Genomic DNA, 15,147 nt, shown 5'->3' with positions numbered 1-15,147 from the left:
TTTTGGAAGAGCCACATCTTATGGTATCACAAATATGGAAATGCAGGGAGCAATGGCAATTTTTGCCGTTAACCTCAAAAGAATACTAAAACTCAGTTAAAAAGTGAGGTAGTTATTTGGACTAATAGCTGAAAATAGCTGTTTTTGAAGCATTTTTTAACTTCATATAAGCCCATATCAAAAAATTACACAAAACATAAAAGCGATTAAGAAATATTACCTTTTTCTTAATCGCTTTTAAATTTACATTTGAAAAAGAACTACCTTTTTCAGTGGCCTCGTTTATACTACTGCTTTTTTTGATTTTTTTCTTCTCAAATGTTTCTTTAAAAATGTAATGGAATACGCTTTGCCCGAAGTGACGATAGGAGCGAAGTGGGAATGTGTATGTAATAGGAATAATTATCGAATACATAAATTTAAGCTCTCTAATTTATTAATATTAAATACATTAAATCACATAAATAGTATGATTATTAAAGCATGTATTTATGTAAAACAATTAGAAAAACAATAACATCTACTGAAAACAGTTTTATGAGACTAAAGAGCTTGTTTTTAGATAGTTGAATTCTGAATCACTTATTTATCTTAAATTATGAGAATCATTCAATAACAATCTTTTTACTTAGTCTTTCCGAATTATAGGTAGTAAGCTTAACAATATAAATACCACTAGCAAGAGTTTGGGGTAAACTAATATTGTTTACGCCATTTGATATAAAAGATTTGTTTAGGACCTGTTCGCCGATTATGGAATATAGCCTGACAGAAAAATGAGTATTCTGCAGACCATTAACCGTTAAGGAGCGTTTATCTGTCATAAATACAAGTACCTCATCAAGCGAAATTGTTAGGTCATCAACACTTAAAGTTGCATCGACACCTTGTACAAAAACGTCATCCATCCATAAGAGACCAGCTCTAGTGGCAGAAAAAGTAAAACTAAGTCCAAAATTAGTATCAAATGTGTAATCTGTATTTGTAGCTGTACCCATAGACATCAAAGCCTCAAAACCACCATCATTATCAACTAATAATTCCCATAAACCATCATTTGTTCTTGTAACTCTGATTCCTTTTGTATTATTGGCGTTCCAATCAATTGCAGTTGTAATTACAGCGCCATCAGCTTCACCGTTAGTCACTTTCCATAAAGTAAGAAAATCGGAAGAGCCAGTAAGGTTTACACCTACTGCATATCCATCTACGGAAGAACCATTTAAATCATTATTGTTTGCAGTTAGGTATACCCAGAACTTGTTCGATGAAGAAGGATCCCAACTCCCTGTTTTTAAATTAAACTGCCAGGTAATATTTTCTGTAGTTAAATCTAAAGAAGAAATGTCTTGGTAAATATAACTATCACCAGATGTACCTGAAAGATTATGTTTTAAAGATCTTGCGGCTGTTATAGGATTTGTTGTTGAATTCACCCAATGACTAGCAGTTCCTTCTGTCCATCCAGTTATATCACCATCTTCAAAATCGTCATTTATAACTTGACTGTAAGTAGTTATAGATGAAAAGAAGACTACGAGATTTAGAAATATTAATTTTTTGATTTGTTTTAAAAGAGTTGTCATAGTTATTACGTTATTTTATCATTAGATTTTCTAAAATATTCAGAAGGTAGTTTTCCAAATCTTTTTTTAAAAGCCTGAGTAAAATGAGATAGATTATTCATGCCTAATTCATAGGCGATTTCACTAATACTAGCTCTTTCATTATATTCGATCTTACGTTTTGCCGATTGTAATCGAATTTCTCTAATATAGGCGGCGGGTGTTTGTCCTGTAGCAGATTTAATTTTTCTAATCAAACTACGTTCACTGATAGAAAAATGATAAGCTAAATCAATATTACTCATTTTGGGATTGGATATGTTTTCAATAATATAAGCATCCAATTTCTTTTTAAACTGTACTATTTCTGGTAAAGAAAATATGTCAATCGACTGAGACATACTTTTCTTTTGATTTAAAGCATTTTTAAGCGATATATTAATCCGTAATTTAAGCTCTTTCTTATCAAATGGCTTAATAATATAGTCATCTATCCCCATATGTAATACTTTAATTTTATCACCTTGTAGTGTCCGGGCGGTTAGAAAAATTATTGGAATCATTGAAAAACTCTCGTCTAATTTTAATGTTTTAATAAATTCAACGCCATCCATGACAGGCATCATGTAATCGGTGATAATAAGGTCTGGTTTTTGTATAGATTTTAAGAGCCTTAAGGCTTCTTGGCCGTTAGCTGCCTGATATAGATTGTAGTCGCTCAAGTGCTGTTCCAAGTATTGTCTCATATCTTGATTGTCTTCTACAAGCAAGATTAATGACTTATTAGGGTCTATTGACGTCAGATCGTTAATAGCATATGGTATAATAGTAGTATTAGATTTAGCAGAATCTTTTACTAAAGGGAAACTTAATTCAAACAAAGATCCTTTCCCTAAAGTACTTTGTACTGTTATGTTACCATTATGAAGCTCTATAAATTCTTTTACAATAGCTAAACCAATTCCAGTACTACTCACAGATCGTTTACGATCTACCTGATAATAGCGTTTAAATATATCATCTATATCGGCTGGAGCTATTCCAATTCCTGAATCAGCAACAGAAATAAATACCGAACGCTTATATTCTTTTACTGTTATATGTATTTCTCCCGTTGATTTACTATATTTTATGGCATTAGAAATAAGGTTGATGATCATTTTTTCAAATATATCTCGATCAGTATCTATGAATATTTGATTGGATGAATGCGTAATGTAGATGGTTTGTTTATTTTCGGTAGCGTAATTCTTAAATGATTCAATAATACCTTTTAATATGGGGATAATATCCTGTTTCTTCTTTGTAATGGTAAGTTGCCCGTGGTCAAGTTTAGATAAATCCAGCATTTCATTGACCAGTTGTAATAGGTATGTTCCATTTCTCATGGACATTTTTAATTGTTGTTCCATGTCTTTATTTAACTTACCATGATTTAATACGTTTTCCAATGGACCTAAAAGCAGCGTAAGTGGTGTTCTCAATTCATGGGAGACATTGTTAAAAAAGGTAGTCTTTAATTCCTCTATTTTCTTTAATTGTTTCTTTTCTTCTTGAAGCTGACCAACTTCTATTTCTTTTACTGCGATCAATGATTTATCACGAAAGAAACCTAATACAAGATCGGTCATAAAAACAAAATCTCTAAAAACTAAGGGGATAAGCATACTATTGATTGTCCAGAAATTAGCAGGAATAATTTTACTAGCTGCCAAAAACGGGAGTACCCCAGCGATTGTAATAGGACATATAGCCAAAAGGAATACATTTGCCCTATGTGAATTCTTTTTTCGAAATTTAATAAGGAAGATGGTCGCACTAATTATTGTAATTATAAAATAGAAAGCAATTAACAGATATGGATATAGTTTATCAAAATAGAAAAATGCTGGTATCAATAACAAAATATATGGCGATGCCATGAATCGATACCAAAAACGGGAATATTCCATGACTTTAATATAATGCGCACTAAAAGCCGAAAAACTATAAACTACTAAGATAGTAAGGCAGAATTCAAGATTAGAAAGAAGCTGACTATTTAAATCGAAGAATGAATCAAATACCTGATTACGAATGATGATTAAAGGTACGCTAACAAAAATAAGTAACAGATAAAAAATATTCTCCCTGGAGGGTTTTAGATACACCAGAAATAAAAAAATCAGGAAAATGATTATTTCCATCCCAATAGCAAGTGTGAAAATGGTATGAATCTTCGTAGAATATATATCAAAACCCCTTATGGAAAGGTACTCCATGCCGTCCAGAGACCTGCTTATTGATCCTACTAATGGATAATTGGTTAACTTTATATAAAGCGTATTTTCTTTATCAAAAGAAAGCGGTAATGAGTTTTTATAAATCCCTCTGGTAAGTGTTTTATCTTGATTATCTACCAGTCTTCCAGTGATAGAAATCGCAGAACTAGCATGAGGGGTTTTATAAGATTCTACCTTGTCAAAAAACCTGGATAACAATAACACACCATGTCTCATATTTTGATTAGCGGATTCTTTATATTTCAATCTTAACCAATACACAAGAACTTCACTATTCATGGTATTAAACGCTTCTAAAGGTTCCCATTTTATATGTTTTAAAGGATTTTCAGGTAAAATATCCCCTTCATAAATACTAATTGACAACACTTCCAAAGACGTTTGTCCTTTAGTAATGGTTGTAGCTATTAAAAAAAATAAAGGGATTATGATTCTTATCATTAATAGGGACATTTTATTGCTTGACTAAGGTATAATGAATCGTACAGGTTACATAGAAGCACCTCAAAATTGGCAAATTTTCAATAGAGATTGTCTGGAATTCAACATGCTTATACTCATATCTTTAATGTTTCAAAATTACAAAAATATATCAAAGTTAATCCTGGATTACACTTAGCTAAAACACTTACTGATGAAAATTAAAATACCATTCTTTACTAAAAAAATAAATATCATATCTATTCTATTCTTTTTGATATTGATTTTACATAGTATTCCTGCACAGGAAATAAACACTTTGGAAGTGCTACCAGAATTTATTCCTGAAAACAATTTTCAAACCCATGGTTTATCTGTCAACATAGATGGCACGTATACATTAAAGGATGCAACTATAAGTTTTATAAAATCTATGTCTGAGATAGACAATGATAATGATAACGTAGAGAATACAATCGATTTAGATGACGATAATGACGGCATTTTGGATACAGCAGAGAATAACTTGGGAGTAGACCCATCTGCCGATGCAGATATGGATGGTATACCAAACTATCAAGATTTTGATAATAATAGTAGTACAACTGCACCTGTGTGTATAGATGCTGATCTCGATGATATTTGTGACACCCTAGATCCTGTCTTTGACTTTGATGGTGATGGTGTTCCCAATCATTATGATTTGGATAGTGATAATGATGGTATTTATGATGTTATAGAAGCAGGAGGCACACCAAATAGTGTAAACTTTGGTCAGGCTAACGATACAGATGGAGACTCTACAAATAATAGCGGAGTGCCTAATTCTGCTAATGGAGGTGCAGGTAATATACCAATAGATACATTATCAGATGGTTCTTTTGATTTTCAAAATACAGATAGCGATGTAGACGGATGTAGTGATGCTAATGAAGCTTATGGTCTATCGACAGCAGACGGAGGAGATACAGGAGTGTTTGGTGATGATACATTAATAACTGTAGATCCTGTTACAGGAATAGTTACTACTGCAGGATCAGGCATTGATTATACAATTACCCCTTTAGATGGGGATATAAATAGTACAGCAGATTATCTGGAAGTTGGTCCCGATGCAGATGTCGATGGCATACCTAATGCTTGTGATGAATTAGGAGTCCCCTTAAGTGTAACACAAAAGGAGGTAACAGGTTCTTCAATATTGATTTATCCAATTCCAACCTCAGAATACATTAACATCTCAAGTAATATTACTATTAAAACAATTGAGCTGGTAAATTCACTTGGTAAGCGTGTGTTAACAACACAGAAAACGAATCAAATTAGAGTGGATCAATTACAACGTGGATTATATTTTATAAAATTAGATACTAATAAAGGAAAATTAGTAAAAAAGGTTATTGTTGAATAATCCCATTATTATTGCTACAACTCATAGTTTAGCTTTCGTGTATTGAGTCAAAGTATGGATTATGAAAATAATTTATAATTGTAAACTTTCTTAACACGATTACAATAAAACCCAAAAAATTAAAGTTTACTAAGCAATTTTATATAATGCCAATTATAATATTTTATGAATTATAATGTTCTGCGTTATGTACACTTTGCTTTGGTAAAAGCGAAGTTCTTTCCTCTAATTTTCCTTGATTTTTTTCTTTCTAAAATGTTTCTTTAAAAATGTAATGGAATACGCTTTGCCCGAAGCGACGATAGGAGCGAAGTGGGAATGTGTATGGAATGAGATTAATTATACAAAAGTCTAATTTTTAAAAATATAACAAATGATTCTTGTAAATTACACCGTCCACTTTTTATTTTTTCTGTATTTATCAAAAAATGTTCGCTGGGTATTCTTTCAATACCATATTATGAGTTCTCTTTTCTAAAATTATTTTATTTCTTTTGAGATAATAGTTTTTATGTTATTCTTGAACAATGAATATAACTAGTCAAATATAACTAGTTATAAATAATTAATTACCTTTATCAAAATTTGGGTTTGAATATTTTAATAGTTTTATTATCGATTGCTATCATAGTTCTTTTATTTGTAATAAAAAAATTACAAATAAGATTAAAAGAAATGATGTTTATGGAGTCATTGGAGTCACAAAATATGGAAGTATCGCAATTAATGCGTTTTCAAGAAAAAAAGCGATTGGAAGCCATAATGAATGAAAGAAGACGCATTGCTCTAGATTTACACGATGGGACGATAGCAACCCTTTCCGCTATTAAAATTTATTTTAAATCATTTGAAGTGTACTTTTCTAAGCTTGATCATGAGAAAAGGCAATTATATAGGAAAGCGATGAGTTTATTAGGGCAAACTGCAGAAGAAATTAGATTAATAAGTCACAATCTAAATGATGGAACTATTCAAGGGTTTGGATTAAAAAAAGTATTAAACGATTTTATTGATAAAATTCAAGAATCATATCAGATTGAGATAGATTTTATTATGCATGACTTGGTAGATACTGAACTATCAAGTAAAAAAGAAATTGCTATTTACAGAATTATCCAAGAGGGAATTCATAATGTTGTTAAACACGCTAATGCAACAAATATTAGAATTAAAATATCAATTATTGGAAAAAATATAGTTTTAAAAATCATAGATAATGGAGTTGGCTTTAACCCTTTGAAATCAATATCTCCAGGAATTGGATTAAAGAGTATGAAATCCAGAACAGAATCATTAAATGGTGTTTTGAGTATCACCTCAAGAATAGAAAAAGGAGTGACCATTATTGTAAAAATCCCCATTAACATTTAAACATTTAAAAGAATGATAAAAGTATTATTAGTTGATGATCATGAAGTATTACTTGATGGACTTTCAATGATGATTAAAAATGAATCAGATCTTCAATTGGTTGGTGCATGCTCAAATGGTGAACTTGCATTAGATTTTTTAAATGAAAACTTGACTGACGTGGTAGTTTTGGATTTAAGGATGCCTAAACTGGACGGTTTCGAGACTGCTTTAGTTATTCAACAAAAATTCATAGATGTTAAGGTTTTGATTTTGACAACTTATAGTGATATTGAGAGTATAACGAAAGTGGCTCAAGCAAATGTATCTGGTTATATTCTAAAAACCCGGGCGATGGAAGATTTGATCAAGGCTATCAAAAAAGTTTGTGCAGGTGAACAATATTTTGATTATGAGATTACCAATACTCTGATAAATAATTTAGATAAGCAAAAAGAAAAAAAACAGAAGAAGCAATCCATTTTTACTAAAAGAGAGCTTGAAATTATTAAACTGATAGCTAAAGGGAATACCACTCCACAGATATCTGAGAAATTGTCAATTTCCCCAAGTACAGTTGGTAGCCATAGAAAAAACCTCATTGAAAAAACAGGAGTATCAAATAGTATGGAACTAGTCAAATATGCTTATAAAAATAATATTATTGATTAGCAGTCTAAATGTTGGATAAAAAAAAACATATAATAAATATTGCCAAGCTCGAAAATAATGGAGAGTTGAAAAAACTATTAGGAGAATATGAACTTCATCCTGAGGCATTTAGTCTTATAGAGAAACAATTAAACGTTAAAGCTAAAAACTTAATCAATTATGCAGTTGAGGATGCAAAAAAAAGAAATGATAGAATAATAGTGAGTTCCAACTCACGTTCAGCGATTGAAAAATTGAATAGTATCAAAAATTCTCACAAAAAAACTCCATTAACTGAAGGAATGAAAATGATCGGTAACATTGGCTTAGGTATATGTTTAACGCATCTTGCTTATGTGTCTCAGAATGATAATATATCTATTAATATTATTATCGTCTTCTCAGGCATAATAGGTGCATTATTATTGGGTATTGGGCTTTTTAGAAAATAATTTGTTTTATAATGTTCTGCGTTATGTAACTTTGCTTTGGTAAAAAGCTTTTTACCACTCAAATTTTCTTTGATTTTTTTCTTTCTAAAAGTTTCTTTAAAAATGTAATGGAATACTCTTTGCCCGAAGCGACGATAGGAGCGAAGTGGGAATGTGTGTGGAATGGGATTATTCTTCTAATCTTCAATTAATTATGCGGTAAATGTAATAAGTTACTTGTTAATTTATATATTAGTAATATAATTTTCCCTAATTATTTTTATAGAAAAATTTAAAATACCCTGTAATGGGTATTTTAATAATTTGATTAAAACTGTACTATTGTTTAGAAGTTTAATACTTAGGAATAGTAAGGTTTTAACTTTGGTCATAATCAACAAATATTAATACTACAGTGGAAAATATGAATTTTAAACCTTCGAGAAAGCCAGATTACCTTATACTATCAGATGAAGAGTATTTAAGAAAAAAAAATAACAAGGAATTTTCATCTAAGATTCTGGCAAAGAAAACATTAAGGTCAAGATTTTCTGAGTTAGAAACCACCAATACAGTGTTGGAGGCATTTGCAAATATTAAATCATTTAGCTTCAAAAATTATGGGGACTATGTCTGTAGTGTATTGAAAACAAACCTCGTTAGTGATGAAAATGGCAGGGTTTCAGACATCTTATTAACCGTTCCTCCATATTATGACCCAAATAGCCCTAATATTTTAGTAAATCCGATGGATAAACGCCATTTAATTTCTTTAATCAGATTGATGTTTAATGCTGATAATAACAGACATTTTACTATGCTATGTCATTCTTATCAATTGGAAGAAGTAGAAAATTGGTTTGATGAAATTGGAATTGAGAACTCAAGGTTTTCGCTCAATATTTCAGTTTTTGATTATTCAATTTGGGCACAAGATGCTTATGTTGCTTTAAAAGATGAAAATAACAATACAATAATATGCGAAGGTGTCCTGTTTCCGAGAGCTGATGACCATTCAATTGCGGATGATATTAGTGCCCAAACAAGCAATTCAACTTATCAATCTTATCTGTTTTTTCAAGGAGGCAATATTCTAGAAATAGGAGATTATGTTTTTATTGGTAAAGATTATATAATTGAAAACTTGGGAAGAGCACACCTTGAAACTGAGAAAAAAGTGTTGGATGCGTTCGAAAATCTTTTAGGGAAGCCTGTTATTTCTGTTGGAAGAGATGAACTAATAGAGGAGGGGCATAGAAGATATTTAGGTGGTGGATACTTTCAGCCTATTTTTCACATAGATATGTATATAACTCCAACTGGTAAAAAGAATCATTTAGATAAAGATATCATACTTGTTGGAAGCCCAAAACTCGGAAGGTTGGCAATTGGTGAGGTTTCAAAACCTAATGATTTTGATATTTACTTTGACGAAGTGGAAACACAATTGTCAAACTATTTTGAAGTCAGACGGATTCCTATTTTACCTAGTTATATCCATCACTTAATTCGGAATGATAAGGGAGATATCGTTCGGGAGGTCAAAAGATATTACTATCTATCATTCAACAATGCAATAGTCGAAAATTATGAAGAAGAGTCTAATGTATATCTTCCTAGTTTTAGCCAAGATGTGCAATGGTATCTCAACAATCCTGATGTGATTGAATATCAGGGTGAAATAAATCAGAGAGTTTCTTTGGATAATGCTGCCAAAAAAGTTTGGGAAGATTTAGAATTCAAGGTTCATCAAATGGATGGTTTAGAAGATTTGGCTATTGGATGGGGTTCAGTTCATTGTATAACAAAAACCTTATCTAGAAGCTCTGCTGAACATCTAGTTTAAAAGATAAACACTATTAAATCCAAAGCATATGAAAAAAGTGAATTTTTATTTTGAATTAAAATCAAAAGGAAGTCTAGCTAATGTATTTTTTTATCCTGAACAAGAGAATGTTTCAGTTAGACTTGAAACAGACTCTAATCGAAAAGAATGGAAAAATGAATCGTTTGAGCTTTTAGTTGAGAATCCTTTTGAATATGAACTTCAGGTGTATGGCGTTAGTGGTACCGAGTGGGAAGCTGAATTGAAAATTATCACAAAATCTAATACTAAAAGTTTTATAAAATGGTCAGGAACCACAGGAGATACTAGAAGAAATATCTCCGTTAGAAGAAAACCAATAATGAATTTACCTTAAGACTATGAGAAAATCAATAATTATAATATCACTAATTCTATGTGCTAATTCGGTAAAAGCACAATTCAGTGTAATGCAAGATGGAAAAGGGGAAACTTCTTTTCAATTGTTCCGTATAAACACAATTACCATAAATACCGAAAAAACATCACTAGGTTTCTCTATTACGCCTAAAGATATAACTAATACAAAAGGCGAAGAATATTGGACAGTTACAGTTTCTGCTAATGCAAAAGAAAGTATTTCTAACTTATTTAAAGGTGGAGAGTTCCAATTTAGTGGAAAATTAGGTGCTAATTTAGTTTTTGATAGAACTGATTATGGAGGTAGGGGTAACCCTGGTAGCGGCAATCTGAAATACCATTTCGTAGGAGTTGAATTATTGTATTCAAGAAATAATGTATTTGATAGTATGAAGGATTTTGATAACCAAATCTTTGATAAAACAAATATAGGCTTTAGAGTTAATTATGGATGGAATTTTCAAAATGTTCGATTCAAAAATAGACTTTTAAGTTATTTAGAAGATTTTACAGCTGGTATTTCGGGTTCTATTGGAATTAAGGACAATACGGATATCATTAGTCAAGTTGAGATTATAACTTCAACTCAAAGTTTTGAAAATGGAACTTCAATTAGAACCGTATCAGAGACTGAAAATGTTTATGAGTTAACTTCATTAATTCCAAATCAAAAATTCTCTCGATTTAATCTTGATTTTGGTAAACATTTTTTGAACAAACGTATTTTTGCCAATTTACATATGACTTATGCCATTGATGAAAATTTAAAACCAGTATTAAACCCTTCATTTGGATTTTTTGCTATTAAAAAAGGAGCGCCACTAGAAGCAGTAGTGGGAATTCAAATTCAGACCTCGGATTGGTCAAATAATAGACAGTCTGAAAATGATAGATGGGAAAGGACTAATATTGTCTTAACGGCAGGTTTTCCTTTTTAACTAAATAATCAAATCATTTAGCTTATGAATGAAATAGTTTGTGGCGCAAAACAGTTAAAGAATTTGTACTAGAATGTTCTGCGTTATGTAACTTTGCTTTGGTAAAAGCGAAGTATTTACCACTACTTTTCTTGATTTTTTTCTTCTAAAATGTTTCCCTACGATGTTAATGGAACACTCTTTTTACGAAACGACGTAGGAGAGAAGTGGAATGTGTGTGGAATGGCCAGAAATAAAACAAAATTCTAATATTTACGTTTTTCTTTGAATAAATTCCTACAAAATTTACTATATTTAAACTCTTCCTATTAATAATTTAAGCAAATCATTGGATTTATTCCTTAAAAGAATATTAATTATCATGTAAATCCCATGCTGGAATTTGATTTTGATGATACCAAAAAGGGTTGGTGTTGATAAAAATGAAGTCAGAATAAAACTCTATTTTTTTGTAGCATCATATTTATACATAAATGTAGAATTAATGTAATCATAAAATGAAATTGAATAAACTTGAATTAATAAAACTGTTAATTGAAGAGAGTAATCTCCATTTTAATCATCCTTCTGAAGTTGCTAGAAAAGTGATTTTTTCATTAGGTACTGTTTTAACAACAATCGTTGCAACAACCATTTTTAGTAATGTTAATGATTCAGATTTTGTTTTGAAAACTATATTTCACACATCAAAATTCAAAATCGTACTAGCATTTGTATTTGTAGACTACCTTTTCATACTTTGGGGATTGAATGAACACACAAAGATTCATTCTGAACAGAGAAAACGACATCAAAACGCCATTGATTACTTAATGTCAGTTGATAATTATGATGAAAGTAATTTTTGGAAAACATTTGGCAAAAATAGGCTTAGATATTATTGGAATCTAAAAATGGAAAGACCTAGTTTGCTTTTCACTGCAGAGCCTGACACCAGAGGTTTTTTAGGGTTTTATGACAGAAAAATAGAGTTAGGGATAATTTTGATTTTAACACGCTTTATTATGTTGCTAATGTTATTATTTTAATCCATTTAATATATTATTACATTTTGAAAGCTGTTAATTTGTTTTTTAATTAAGGAATCAAATGAAATTTATTCATAAAATTTTCATACTACCCCATTTGTCACTAGTTGTTATTTCGATGATTTTATATTGCTTGATAATTACGACAGTATTTGATAAATATAACAATACCGAATTGGGAAATGATAAATTAATAGCTACAGAGTTTGCCAAACCTAAACAAAATTCGGATACTAATTTCCTCAGTACGAAAGAAACTTTTAATTATTTTCTTAAAGAATACAAGGAAAATTTAAACTTTCTAGATAATAATTTAAAATTGCAAGCTCTACTGATGATTATTGCTTTTCTTCTTGTTTTAAGAAACTCGGATAAATTATCTTTCTTTTCGAACGAAGTACCGCTACGTTGGTTACATCTTTTTGTGCCTATTCTATTGATTTATCTTTGGTTGAAGTTTGGATTTTTATTGGACAATTTGATCGAAGGAAGAATTGAAGCTGTTGAATTAGTGAAGAATACTGAAATGAATTCAGAAAATTCAGCGACAATCAAAACCTTATTTAGTGATGCAGGTTTTATAGATGGCTGGATGCTATCTTTCATTGATACTACCACTACCAATTATTCTGGAATTGATGGCAATTCAAAAGCTTCCTCTAGGTTTTTTCTAATAGCTACTTTGGGATTATTTATTAGTACTGGACATGCTTGCATATTAGCAATTACTATAATAGGTTTTAGGAGGTATACTAGATTAAAATATAAGTATTGGTTGACTGGATACTATCTAGTCCCTCTAGTCCCTCTTAGCTTATTATTAGCATCTCATTTACAGTTTGTTTATGGCGGAAAAAATGATCCAGCAATACCTATATTTACCTTTATTTCGACATGGCCAATGGTCTTTTTCTTAACCTGGGTTTCAGTTAAAATTGATGAAAAACTAAACCCTATAAGTATCAATAATCTCAGAAGGAAGAGAGTAATGATACATCCAGGACCACTATTAAATAGTAATGGAACTAAAAATGAACTCCGTTCTATAGCTTTGATTGGGGATAGTTTGAGTACAAGTTTTCATGTAGATTCAAATTTCAAAATGTTAATAAGTATATGGAAAGATTGGGGAGCTAGTTGGTTTGTAAATAAGTTAGGTTCCACAAATAATATTAGAAGTGTTTATGAAAGAATAGGTGAATGGACACATTTTGTTGCATATCAACATGCTTGTGCCACAGCAAAAATTGATGGGAAGATCAAGCGTAATTTTAAGGATATAATTACAGATACATGGCATTTCTCAGATCAGATTAATGAAGTTTTAATTGGAAAGTTTCCTGAAATTGTTATTATTTGGATAGGTCATAATGCTTTAAATTGGAAAGAGCATGAAGAAAAAACTTTTAAAGAACTATCTAAAACATTTATAAGTTCGTATGAAGCTCAATTAGAACGTTTAGTTGCTGGAGGTCTAAATAGTAATCAAAAATGTGTTATATATGTATTCGGTTTAATAAATTTCGAATCATTTTTCAAAGCAAGATTGGAGGCCGAAAATATGAAGAAAAAAAATAGTGACTTATACCCATATTTGGAAAAGGATTATCAATATTTCGTTTCTATGAAACCAGAGTTTAGGCTTAAAATGATAGAGTTATCAAGATTATATAATACCGAATTAGAAAAACTATGTGATGAGATCCAAAAAAAGATTAGTAATACTAAAGTCAAACTAGTTTACTCCAATGCACTTGCAAGAATAAACCTAGATACAGCAGATAATCTAAATAATAAGGATGCTTGGCACCCATCAAAAAAAGGCCATCAAAAAATTGCTGAAGCAGCGTCCAAGGAGATCGTTAAAAGCTTTTCTTTTTTAGAATGGGACGCCCATTAATATAAGTAATTGTGAAGACCAACCTAGAAACATAAGCTTAAGTAAAACTTCTATGCACAATGAGGTATATTGTTTTAATAAATCTAAATTCAGTAATTAGAAACAATAAAAGCGAAGTTCTTACCTCAAATATTCTTTGATTTTTTTCTTTCTAAAAATTTCTTTAAAAATGTAATGGAATACGCTTTGCCCGAAGCGACGATAGGAGCGAAGTGGAATGTGTATGGAATGGGGTTATTATCTATTTGTATTAATTTATGAGTGCAAAATCAAAAATAGTCCTACTCATAACTCTAGATTAAATATTTTTTGTTTTTTTAATACATGAAAAGCTACTACTGATATGTCAGTAGCTTTTTTTTCTTCCGTTATATTCAATTTGAGTTTGCAAAAAATGATCAGATGAAACTGCTCCAATCTTTGGTATTTCGTCTTCAATAATTATGCTTGCATACTTTGGATAAATAATTATTTCATCAAGTACAGAGTGCGAAACAACTTTACAGCGTTTTTCAATTTCTTCAATCCTTGGTTTTGGAATCACATAACGACCCTTATGAAAACAATGTTTCTCGATTTTCAACTCCTTAGCCATTTGATGTAAATTTTCAATGCTGTATGGCACACATACTAAATGTCCTTTTTCACAAGTTACATAAGTCATAATTTTTTTAAATATTTAAATGAACTATCCTATAGCCTGGAACACTTTGAACTAAAAAATGAACATGGTCTGGCTCATGACCTATCTCTATAAAATGTACTTCATAACGCTTTGAAATATCCAGACATATTCGCTTTAAACCTTCACCTATCTCTTCTGTTATAACCAACTGCCTATACTTCAATGGAAAAACCAAGTGATATAACAATAACGTCTTATTATGCCTTTTAAAAATATGTTCTCCCATTTTTCGAAAGTACACTTTTTCAAAGTGTTATGAAAA

The 15,147-nt window shown here is 30.6% G+C and carries 13 protein-coding genes; 9 read left to right on the top strand and 4 right to left on the bottom strand.

The features are described from left to right. Positions 1 to 605 precede the first annotated feature (605 nt). Both Q4Q35_RS09425 and Q4Q35_RS09420 read right to left on the bottom strand, forming a co-directional pair. Positions 606 to 1,586, bottom strand: coding sequence for a T9SS type A sorting domain-containing protein (locus Q4Q35_RS09425; protein ID WP_303277723.1), 981 nt, complete (start codon positions 1,584 to 1,586; stop codon positions 606 to 608). 5 nt (positions 1,587 to 1,591) lie between these two features. Next, positions 1,592 to 4,288, bottom strand: a complete 2,697-nt coding sequence (locus Q4Q35_RS09420; RefSeq protein WP_303277722.1) for an ATP-binding protein — start codon at positions 4,286 to 4,288, stop codon at positions 1,592 to 1,594. A 193-nt stretch (positions 4,289 to 4,481) separates the two neighbouring features. Between Q4Q35_RS09420 and Q4Q35_RS09415 the strand changes: the two genes are divergently transcribed. The 9 genes from Q4Q35_RS09415 (at position 4,482) to Q4Q35_RS09375 (ending at position 14,200) form a co-directional block, all read left to right on the top strand. After that, positions 4,482 to 5,678, top strand: coding sequence for a T9SS type A sorting domain-containing protein (locus tag Q4Q35_RS09415; protein ID WP_303277721.1), 1,197 nt, complete (start codon positions 4,482 to 4,484; stop codon positions 5,676 to 5,678). A 684-nt stretch (positions 5,679 to 6,362) separates the two neighbouring features. Further along, the gene (locus tag Q4Q35_RS09410; protein WP_303277720.1) at positions 6,363 to 7,049 is read left to right on the top strand and encodes a sensor histidine kinase; all 687 of its coding nucleotides are present in this window, start codon (positions 6,363 to 6,365) and stop codon (positions 7,047 to 7,049) included. 12 nt (positions 7,050 to 7,061) lie between these two features. Further along, positions 7,062 to 7,700: a response regulator gene (locus Q4Q35_RS09405; RefSeq protein WP_303277719.1), complete on the top strand. Its 639-nt coding sequence runs from the start codon at positions 7,062 to 7,064 to the stop codon at positions 7,698 to 7,700. 8 nt (positions 7,701 to 7,708) lie between these two features. Then, a complete protein-coding gene (locus Q4Q35_RS09400; protein ID WP_303277718.1) occupies positions 7,709 to 8,131 on the top strand; it encodes a hypothetical protein in 423 nt (140 codons plus the stop codon). 403 nt (positions 8,132 to 8,534) lie between these two features. Next, positions 8,535 to 9,956, top strand: coding sequence for a hypothetical protein (locus tag Q4Q35_RS09395; protein ID WP_303277717.1), 1,422 nt, complete (start codon positions 8,535 to 8,537; stop codon positions 9,954 to 9,956). 28 nt (positions 9,957 to 9,984) lie between these two features. Next, positions 9,985 to 10,311 carry a hypothetical protein gene (locus tag Q4Q35_RS09390; RefSeq protein ID WP_303277716.1) on the top strand — a complete coding sequence of 109 codons (327 nt, stop codon included), beginning with the start codon at positions 9,985 to 9,987 and terminating at the stop codon, positions 10,309 to 10,311. A 4-nt stretch (positions 10,312 to 10,315) separates the two neighbouring features. Next, positions 10,316 to 11,272, top strand: a complete 957-nt coding sequence (locus Q4Q35_RS09385) for a hypothetical protein (protein ID WP_303277715.1) — start codon at positions 10,316 to 10,318, stop codon at positions 11,270 to 11,272. 497 nt (positions 11,273 to 11,769) lie between these two features. Next, the gene (locus tag Q4Q35_RS09380) at positions 11,770 to 12,300 is read left to right on the top strand and encodes a hypothetical protein (protein WP_303277714.1); all 531 of its coding nucleotides are present in this window, start codon (positions 11,770 to 11,772) and stop codon (positions 12,298 to 12,300) included. Positions 12,301 to 12,418: 118 nt separating this feature from the next. Next, the gene (locus Q4Q35_RS09375; RefSeq protein ID WP_303277713.1) at positions 12,419 to 14,200 is read left to right on the top strand and encodes an SGNH/GDSL hydrolase family protein; all 1,782 of its coding nucleotides are present in this window, start codon (positions 12,419 to 12,421) and stop codon (positions 14,198 to 14,200) included. Between the two features lie 346 nt (positions 14,201 to 14,546). Here the strand turns inward: Q4Q35_RS09375 and Q4Q35_RS09370 are convergent, their stop codons facing one another. Together Q4Q35_RS09370 and tnpA are read right to left on the bottom strand one after the other, a co-directional pair. Continuing rightward, positions 14,547 to 14,864 (bottom strand): hypothetical protein, encoded by a 318-nt coding sequence (locus tag Q4Q35_RS09370; RefSeq protein ID WP_303277712.1) that lies wholly within the window; start codon positions 14,862 to 14,864, stop codon positions 14,547 to 14,549. A gap of 7 nt (positions 14,865 to 14,871) precedes the next feature. Further along, positions 14,872 to 15,111 carry an IS200/IS605 family transposase gene (tnpA, locus tag Q4Q35_RS09365; RefSeq protein WP_303277711.1) on the bottom strand — a complete coding sequence of 80 codons (240 nt, stop codon included), beginning with the start codon at positions 15,109 to 15,111 and terminating at the stop codon, positions 14,872 to 14,874. Positions 15,112 to 15,147 lie beyond the last annotated feature (36 nt).

Origin of the sequence: Flavivirga aquimarina (assembly GCF_030540835.1) — a bacterium.
Classification (GTDB): Bacteria; Bacteroidota; Bacteroidia; order Flavobacteriales; family Flavobacteriaceae; genus Flavivirga; species Flavivirga aquimarina.
The sequence above is the reverse complement of the archived record's forward strand: the minus strand, read 5'-3'. Positions and strand labels throughout refer to the sequence as shown.

Excerpts from the sequence above, each read along its gene's own strand:
- tnpA (WP_303277711.1), bottom strand. The coding sequence starts at position 15,111 with ATGGGAGAACATATTTTTAAAAGGCATAATAAGACGTTATTGTTATAT.
- Q4Q35_RS09385 (WP_303277715.1), top strand. The coding sequence starts at position 10,316 with ATGAGAAAATCAATAATTATAATATCACTAATTCTATGTGCTAATTCG.
- Q4Q35_RS09415 (WP_303277721.1), top strand. The coding sequence starts at position 4,482 with ATGAAAATTAAAATACCATTCTTTACTAAAAAAATAAATATCATATCT.
- Q4Q35_RS09410 (WP_303277720.1), top strand. The coding sequence starts at position 6,363 with ATGGAGTCATTGGAGTCACAAAATATGGAAGTATCGCAATTAATGCGT.
- Q4Q35_RS09405 (WP_303277719.1), top strand. The coding sequence starts at position 7,062 with ATGATAAAAGTATTATTAGTTGATGATCATGAAGTATTACTTGATGGA.
- Q4Q35_RS09420 (WP_303277722.1), bottom strand. The coding sequence starts at position 4,288 with ATGATAAGAATCATAATCCCTTTATTTTTTTTAATAGCTACAACCATT.
- Q4Q35_RS09400 (WP_303277718.1), top strand. The coding sequence starts at position 7,709 with ATGTTGGATAAAAAAAAACATATAATAAATATTGCCAAGCTCGAAAAT.
- Q4Q35_RS09375 (WP_303277713.1), top strand. The coding sequence starts at position 12,419 with ATGATTTTATATTGCTTGATAATTACGACAGTATTTGATAAATATAAC.
- Q4Q35_RS09390 (WP_303277716.1), top strand. The coding sequence starts at position 9,985 with ATGAAAAAAGTGAATTTTTATTTTGAATTAAAATCAAAAGGAAGTCTA.
- Q4Q35_RS09370 (WP_303277712.1), bottom strand. The coding sequence starts at position 14,864 with ATGACTTATGTAACTTGTGAAAAAGGACATTTAGTATGTGTGCCATAC.
- Q4Q35_RS09380 (WP_303277714.1), top strand. The coding sequence starts at position 11,770 with ATGAAATTGAATAAACTTGAATTAATAAAACTGTTAATTGAAGAGAGT.
- Q4Q35_RS09395 (WP_303277717.1), top strand. The coding sequence starts at position 8,535 with ATGAATTTTAAACCTTCGAGAAAGCCAGATTACCTTATACTATCAGAT.
- Q4Q35_RS09425 (WP_303277723.1), bottom strand. The coding sequence starts at position 1,586 with ATGACAACTCTTTTAAAACAAATCAAAAAATTAATATTTCTAAATCTC.